This is a genomic window from uncultured Kordia sp., from assembly GCF_947489565.1.
Lineage (GTDB): Bacteria > Bacteroidota > Bacteroidia > Flavobacteriales > Flavobacteriaceae > Kordia.
In genome coordinates this window covers 207,057-213,968 of record NZ_CANLEA010000013.1, presented here as the reverse complement: position 1 = coordinate 213,968, position 6,912 = coordinate 207,057, and the positions used below count along the sequence as shown (strand labels likewise).

Annotated in this window: 3 protein-coding genes; all 3 read left to right on the top strand. The window is 34.0% G+C overall.

Annotated features, from left to right (window positions below):
* Positions 1-2,962 (top strand): leucine-rich repeat domain-containing protein (locus tag Q0845_RS18290; RefSeq protein WP_298516306.1); only part of this gene is annotated, 2,962 nt, incomplete at its 5' end.
* A gap of 787 nt (positions 2,963-3,749) precedes the next feature.
* Complete coding sequence (locus Q0845_RS18285; protein ID WP_298516304.1) at positions 3,750-4,121, top strand: BlaI/MecI/CopY family transcriptional regulator; 372 nt, start codon at positions 3,750-3,752, stop codon at positions 4,119-4,121.
* Complete coding sequence (locus Q0845_RS18280; protein ID WP_298516301.1) at positions 4,118-6,727, top strand: ankyrin repeat domain-containing protein; 2,610 nt, start codon at positions 4,118-4,120, stop codon at positions 6,725-6,727. Before Q0845_RS18285 ends, Q0845_RS18280 begins: the two co-directional genes overlap by 4 nt.
* The last annotated feature ends 185 nt before the right edge of the window (positions 6,728-6,912 follow it).

Sequence of the window (6,912 nt, the reverse complement as noted above, 5' to 3'; positions counted from 1 at the left end):
TCAAGATATCCAAGCACTTTCCAAGTTGACTTCATTGACTTGGTTGCATCTTTCTGATAATAAAATTCAAGATATCCAAGTACTTTCTAACTTGACTTTATTGACTTCGTTGTATCTTTATGATAATAAAATTCAAGATATTCAAGGACTTTCCAAGCTGACTTCTTTGACTACCTTGTCTCTTTTTTTTAATCAAATTCAAGATATCCAAGCACTTTCCAAGTTGACTTCATTGACTTGGTTGCATCTTTCTGATAATAAAATTCAAGATATCCGAGTTCTTTCCAAGTTGACTTCCTTGACTGCGTTGTATCTTAGATCTAACCAAATTCAAGGTATCCAAGCACTTTCCGAATTGACTTCCTTGACTTCCTTGTATCTTTCTGATAATAAAATTCAAGATATTCAAGGACTTTCTAAGCTGACTTCTTTGACTACCTTGTCTCTTTTTTCTAATCAAATTCAAGATATCCAGGCACTTTCTAAGTTAACTTCATTGAATGAGTTGCGTCTTTCTTCTAATCAAATTCAAGATATCCAAGTACTTTCCAAGTTGACGTCATTGATTGATTTGTATCTTTCTGATAATAAAATTCAAGATATTAGTAGTATCGTGAATCTAACTTCATTACGATATTTAAATCTTAAAAATAATCCCATTAAAAATGTTAAGGAAGATATTCTACAAGGTTCTGCGCAAGAAGTTGTTCGAAGATTGCAAGAGCAACAAAAGTCTCAAAAAAATGAAGAAAAAGAACTTCTCATAAAAGATGTCAAAATATTGCTATTAGGAAATACCAATATTGGGAAATCTAATTTATTAGACTTTTGGAAACAGTGGCATACAGCTAAGGAAATTACAAAAGCGTATCCTGAAGATAGTGACTCTACACATGGTTTGGTCTATGAAGAGTTCGAAGAACAGGACATAATGCCACGTTTGCATATTTGGGATTTTGGAGGACAAGAATATTTTCATGCCACACATCAATTGTTTTTTAGTGCGGGCGCATTGCATGTATTGCTATGGTCAAAAATGCCACCAGAAACCCGTAAAGAAAATGAAGAAGTCTTTGAGTTGGACTATTGGTTGCGCTGTGCGGAGCAATTGAGTAAAGGTAAAAATGCCATCGAAATGGTCTTGGTGGAAACTCATATTGATCATGCAGACAAAGATAAAAGCGTAGAATTCTATTCACATTTTCCAACAGCTAGCTATTTGAATAAGTTCAATATTTATTCACCACATGAAGAAAAAGATAATGACAAACCTTCTTTTATGCTCAATGCCTGTTCGGTAAGTTTGTTGTATCAAAAACGCTTACAAGGCATGTTTGAATTGTTGGAAGAACGTATTGACATGTTGTATCAAAAAAATACCTATCCACCAATTTATACCAAAATAAGAGATGCTTTAGTAGCTTCAAACGAAGCCATTTGGACACTTGAAGCCTATAAAGAAGAGTTTTCCGAAAAAGATGGTGTCATTTTACAAACGCTACATAGAGCAGGTTGTTTATTATATTTTCATAAACATCTTCCAGAAAAAATATTTTTAAAACCAGAAGTTTTACTAGAGTTGATTTATGATAAAATTTTAAATCCAAATCTTAAAAATAAGAATGGAAAAATAACAAACGAGTTAACCAAAGCTGCAAAAAACAATAAACTACAATTATCTGCCCAAGAATTAGAAACACTCTTAAGTGCATTTAAATTAATCTTTAAAACCAAAGAAGGCGATTGGTTCGCTCCACAATATTTACCAGAAGAATCACCTGTTTGGCTGCAATTATTGAAAGAATATACATTTGGAATTGCCAACATTATTGTGTCCACCGATCATTATTTGATGAATAGTATTTTGCTCGATATTTTTTCAGAGTATGCGGGTGTGATCAAAAAAGATGATTCTTATATGTTTTGGCAAAAAGGCTTGGTTATTGAAAAAGATGGACAACTATTATTGATAGAATATGACCGAAAACAAATGCGTTTGTTATTGTATGGAGATCAGCAAGAAAAAAATAAGCAGTTACAGAAGGATGTGGTCGATTTTATATTAAACACGATTAAAGAAGCTGATGGAAGCTTATATGATCAAGATAATTTAGTAGCAGTAGAAGATACTGAAAGTAGGGTCATCTCAAAACGAATGGAGGGAAAACAATACAGACCTAAAAATGCGAACTGGAATAGTACTAAAATAAAAATAGGTGTGAGCGTAGATGGAAAATACTATGTACATGTACAGCAACTCAATGATAATGTTGCAAATGGAATCTATACAATCAAAGCCTTTGATTATGACGATAGCTCTATTCAAAAAACATTTTCAGTATTTCAATTCAATCAATATTTAGATAATCAACATAAAGGAATTCTAAAAAAAGTAGCCATCAGTTATTCCAAAGACGATTTAAAATTAGTGAATGAATTTATCAAAAATTTAGTACCACTACATGACGATGGATTGATTGAAAACCCTTGGTATTGCTCACAATTGGAAGCTGGTACAGAATGGAATAAAGAAATTCAAGAGAAATTCAATCAAGCTGATATTATCTTTTTTATGGTGAGTCCCAACTTTTTAGCTACCAAATACATCAAAGAACACGAAATCAAAACGGCTATTGCACGTCGTCAACAAGAAATTGAAGACAACGTAATGCCAAGCAAGCAAGTCAAAATCATTCCCATCATTTTAGATTTCTGTCGCTGGCAACGAAAAGATGCTAAATATAATTTAGGAACATATACAGCACTTCCATACACTGCCAAACCTGTGATGGATTTTAAAAATAGAAATATGGCGTGGTATATCATTGAAGAAGCCATTCGTGTTGCCATTGAAAAAGATAACGATCCAGAATTTGATTCAACATTATCCAAAGAAGTCAAGAAAATTTACGAACGTATTATGGATAGGAGAGTAGATGATGACAATGATACTTCTAAATAAAAAAGGTTACTCCATATAGACAAGGGTAATCTTTAGAATTTAAGCTATATAATTCCAGCAACTACAATACTAAAACGTCAATTCGAGTACTAAATCTGTGATTTGGCGTACTTCGTCATGCTTAGTAGAACTATCGAGAACAGCTTTGATTTTAGGACTTTTTACATGTGAAATTTAGTATTTTACATTTTCAGTTTTGAAGTACTTCTCGATACAAAATCTTTGCAAGATTTCACTCGAAGTGACGTATTGAGATTCATAAACTGGTAGTATTTATATAATGATACTGTTAAGATACGTCACTACGAGGAGCAAAGCGACGTGGTAGTCTCATTATCGTATAACGTATTCGTTATTTAAAGTAGCAGATTACTTCGTCATGCTTCCTCGCAATGACGTAAACAATTATTTAGAAGAAGAAATATGTATATTTCTTATCATAGTAATTCTCAAAAACTCTATAAAATGCAGGTAAATCACTTGAAATAATGATACTGTTAAGATACGTCACTACGAGGAGCAAAGCGACGTGGTAGTCTGTGTATTGTAGTACATATTCGTTATTTGAAGAAACAGATCATTTCAACGATGTTCAATCTAAATATTTCGTCATGCTTCCTCGTAATGACGTAATTAAGTTGAATTCTACTAAAAAATTAGTAGTTTTAAATGATTGTTTTTCAGTTGTTTAAAATCTGTTTAACAAAATTTCAATCAAATTACCTACTAATAAATTAGTAGTTCTACTAAAAAGTTAGTAGGTTTGTAATGTAATCTTGTAGAAATTATGCAAAAACTAACGAAAAGAGAAGACCAAATTATGCAAATCGTATGGCGATTGAAAACAGCTTTTATTCGTGATATTATTGAACAACTTCCAGAACCCAAACCACATTACAATACGGTAGCTACTATTGTAAAGATTTTGGTAAAGAAAGGAGTTCTGCAATCCGAAATGATCGGGAATACGCATCAATACAGTTCTGCAGTCGATTTTGAAGCGTATCGTGATGAGAATTTGGGAAGCATCAAAAAGAAGTTTTTCGGCAATTCTTTTTCGAAAATGATGGCGTATTTTGCCAAAGAGGAAAATCTCTCTGAAGCAGAAATTGAAGAATTGATACACATGATTAAATCAAACAAAAACAAGAAATCATGATCGCCATTCTTCTAAAAGCATCCATTGCATTATTCGTTTTTCTAGCATTCTATAAATTGTTTCTAGAAAGAGAAAGTTTCTACACCGTAAACCGTTGGTATTTAATCAGCTGTCTAGCATTAGCCTTTATTTTACCTTTTATTTCGGTACCACAATTGGTAAATCATCAAGGCTATGTTTCAGAAGTCATAACGTCCTTTGAAACCCATGAAAGTGCAACAACACATACAATTCCTGTTTCAAAAGAAGGAGATACACCAGAAATAATGCTTACCGAAGTAGAAGAGGAGCAAATCGTTGAAAATACTACAAATGCTAGTATTTCCGCAGTTTCAAAACCTTCGTTGTCATTATTAGATTGGATTTTAGGAATCTATTTCTTTGGTGTCATTGTATTTGCCTTGCATTTGCTGTTTCAAGTGTTGAGCGTTTGGCTGAAAATTATTCGTAGTGATGACAAAATTCACGATGAAAATGCCATCATTATCAATCATCCGAGTATCAAAGAACCCTGTTCTTTTTTCAACTATATCTTCATCAATCCAGAAAATTATGACTATGAAACTTATGAACAAATTCTAGCGCACGAACGTGTTCATGTAGACAAAAAACATAGTGTAGATTTATTATTTGCTGAATTGGTCAAAGTATTTCTATGGTTCAATCCGTTTGTATGGATGTACCGAAAATCCGTTGAAAAAAACATCGAATTCCAAACAGATGCTACTTTACTAAATACCGAAACGATTGAAAATGATCAGTATCAACTGAGTTTACTGAAGATTGCCACGTATACAAAGCCGTTAACCATCACGACGAATTACAATCAATCACTAATCAAAAAACGAATCGTAAAGATGAATTCAAAAAAATCAAATCCGCATAGCTACTGGAAATACTCTTTCCTAGCACCGACCTTAATCGTTTTAATTTTATTCTTAAACAAGCCATTAACAGCCGCTACTGTTGAAAATGCTATTATAGATACTGCTATAACGAATGCTCCTGAAAAAGAAGAAATCACCACAAACGAAATTACTCCAAAGATAACAACGCAAAAAACCTTGACAGCTGCGGAAATCGAAGCTTCATCGGATTGCGCACGTTTATTAAAAGCCATTGCAGACAATGATGTTGCCAAAGTAAAAGAACTTTTAAAAACGGTAGATGCAAACTGTATCGATAAAAATGCAGGTTATGTTGAAAAACGTACAGATGAGTATATATACAGAAACAGAAAACCGCAAACACCGTTAGTGGCGGCCGCACGTACAGGAAATCTAGTGGTTGGAAAACTATTAATTGAAGCTGGAGCAAAGGCAGATTTCTTTTCTCCTGAAAACGAACCACCAGCATTCGCAGCTGCTGCAGAAGGATCTGTGGAATTCTTAAAATTATTAGTAGCCAATGGAATTTCTATTGACAAAGCCTATACAAATCACGGAACCGCATTAATTACCGCAGCATTAAAAGGACATTTAGACGCTGTAAAATACATTCACGGTCAAGGTGCCGATGTCAACAAATCAGTAATGAATGTGGGAACACCTTTGATTGGAGCTGCGAGATGTAAAGACATTGAAATTGTTAAATTTTTATTAGACAAAGGAGCTGATCCAGACAAACATGTGATGAATGTTGGAACGCCGCTTATTTATGCCGCGCGTACTTACAATTCGGAAGCTATAAAATTATTAATTGCCAAAGGCGCAGACGTTAATAAAGAAGTGGCCAATGTGGGAACACCCTTAATTTATGCTGCTCGCAAAGGACATCCAGAAGTCATAAAATTATTATTGGCAAAAGGAGCTGATGTAGACAAACAATCGCCCAATGTAGGAACACCAATGATATACGCTGCTCGTAATGGACATACGGAAGCTATTAAATTGTTACTAAACAATGGTGCCGATATCGATAAAGAAGTAGCGAATGTAGGAACGCCGTTATTGTATGCCGCTAGAAATGGCAATATAGAAGCGATTAAATTACTTTTAAACAAAGGCGCTGACATCGACAAAGAAGTTGTGAATGTAGGAACGCCATTGTTATACGCAGCTAGAAACGCAAATGTAGAAGTTGTAAAATTGCTCTTAGACAAAGGAGCAAATATTAATAAAGGAACTGCTAATGTAGGAACACCTTTGTTATATGCCGCGCGTAAGGGACATAAAGAAATACTAAATTTACTATTGGACAAAGGTGCTGATATTAATAAAGAAGTAGCAAACGTTGGAACGCCATTAATTTATGCGGCTCGCAATGGACATAAAGATATTATTGCACTTTTACTTAACAAAGGAGCTGACATCAATAAAGCTGTTACAAATGTAGGAACTCCGTTGATTTATGCAGCTCGCAGTGGACATACCGATATTGTAAAACTATTGCTAGACAAAGGCGCAAAGGTAGATCTAGAAGCGCCGAATGTTGGGACTGCACTTTCAAAAGCGGTACGTAGCAAGAATCAGGAAGTAGCAAAAATTTTGTTAGAAGCTGGTGCAGATCCGTATTTGGTTTCTCGTCATAATGATTATCCAATGTATTATGCAGTTAAAAACAAGGACAAAGACATGCAAACACTGCTTGAACGCTACAAAAAATAGAATACCTCACTTTTCTCATCAATCAATCAAAAAGCCATTATTGTTCGCAGTAATGGCTTTTTAGATGCAAATGGTATAATTCTCACGTTAGTCAAATTAAAATCACGTAAAAATGCCTATTGTTCATCTGTACTCAGTTCGTTAACTTTGAAACTATCAGTTGAACAACTGATCACTAACCTCAA

Bases quoted from the DNA above. Each gene is read 5' to 3' on its own strand.
- Q0845_RS18285 (WP_298516304.1), top strand. From the start codon at position 3,750: ATGCAAAAACTAACGAAAAGAGAAGACCAAATTATGCAAATCGTATGG.
- Q0845_RS18280 (WP_298516301.1), top strand. From the start codon at position 4,118: ATGATCGCCATTCTTCTAAAAGCATCCATTGCATTATTCGTTTTTCTA.